Source organism: Vannielia litorea, assembly GCF_018424695.1.
Classification (GTDB): Bacteria; Pseudomonadota; Alphaproteobacteria; order Rhodobacterales; family Rhodobacteraceae; genus Vannielia; species Vannielia litorea_A.
Window position 1 is genome coordinate 1 of record NZ_QTNQ01000194.1, and the last position, 1,297, is coordinate 1,297.

A 1,297-nucleotide genomic window follows, 5' to 3' on the forward strand; every position below is an offset into this window, starting at 1 on the left:
GTTCGGGCGGGGGCAGGCAGGCTCAGAACTTGGTTTCCCCGGCCTGCGGCGTCACCCGCCTGCGGTTCACCACCGCCTCGCGCCACGTGATGAAGCTGACCGCCGCAATGATCACCGTGCCCCCGAGGATCACCCAGCTGTCGAGCCCCTCGTCGAACATGAAATACCCCAGCGCCACCGCCCAGATGAGCTGCAGGAAGGTCACCGGCTGCGTCACCGTCACCGGGGCGCATTTGAAAGCCAGGCCCATGGTATAATGCGCCCCCGTGGCAAAGGCCGCCGTCAGGAAGAGAATGCCGAGGTCATGCCAGCTCACCGGCACCCAGACCGCCCAGGCAAAGGGAATGAGCCCGACGGACACCGCAACGGAGAGCATCGCCACAAGCGTCGCCGCGCTCACGCGGCCTGAAATCTGCTTTGCCACGAGGTAGCTGCCGGCAAGGCAGAAGGCGGCCAGCACCATCGCCCAGTGCCCGGCCTGCAACTCGCGGAAGCCGGGCCGCAGGATAATCAGCGCACCCAGCATCGCCGCCGCCACCGCAAGGATCCGTCTCAGGGCCATCCGCTCACCGAGGAACAGCACCGCGCCCAGCGTGACATAAACCGGCGACATGTAGTTGAGCGCCGTCACCTCGGCGATGGTGATCGTGCTCATCCCGTAAAACCACAGCATCACCCCCACCGTGTGGGCCACGCCGCGCAACGTGAACACGCGGATCTCCGGCCAGCCCAGCCTGTCGGCCCGGATCGCCGGGATCATCGGCAGGATGAAGATGAGCCCCAGCGCATAGCGCAGAAAGGCCGCCTGAGGGGCCGGCACGCGACCGCCCGTCAGCTTCACCGAGGCCGTGACCGCCACGAAGAGAATGCCGGTGACAACCATCCACAGCACACCCGCAACCGGGCGGTTCGGGGCTGTTTCCGGGGGGGAGGTCGTTGCCATGTAAACTATGTGCGCGAGTCACACGACGAGGTCAACCGGCGATCACCCGCCCAGCACGAGCCCCGCCGCGATAGCCCACATCACCAAGCCGATCCCCACATCGAGCACCCGCCACGCCACCGGCCTGGCGAACAGCGGAGCAAGCAGCCGGGCGCCGTAGGCGAGCGCGAAGAAAAAGGTGAAGGAGGCAATGACCGCCCCGGTGCCGAAGGCCAGCTCCCTTGGCGCATAGCGGGTGGAGATCGAGCCCACCAGGGCTACCGTGTCGAGGTAGACATGCGGGTTGAGCCATGTGAGCGCCAGGCAGGTCGCCAGCGTGCCCAGCCGCGTGCCACCACCGCGCCCGCCCACCTC

The 1,297-nt window shown here is 67.2% G+C and carries 2 protein-coding genes; both read right to left on the reverse strand.

From position 1 onward, the window contains the following. Window positions 1–22: 22 nt before the first annotated feature. A complete protein-coding gene (locus DYI42_RS23895; protein ID WP_244868122.1) occupies window positions 23–943 on the reverse strand; it encodes a DMT family transporter in 921 nt (306 codons plus the stop codon). Window positions 944–985: 42 nt separating this feature from the next. Continuing rightward, a partial coding sequence (locus DYI42_RS23900; RefSeq protein WP_213549628.1) for a LysE/ArgO family amino acid transporter occupies window positions 986–1,297 on the reverse strand: 312 nt, incomplete at its 5' end.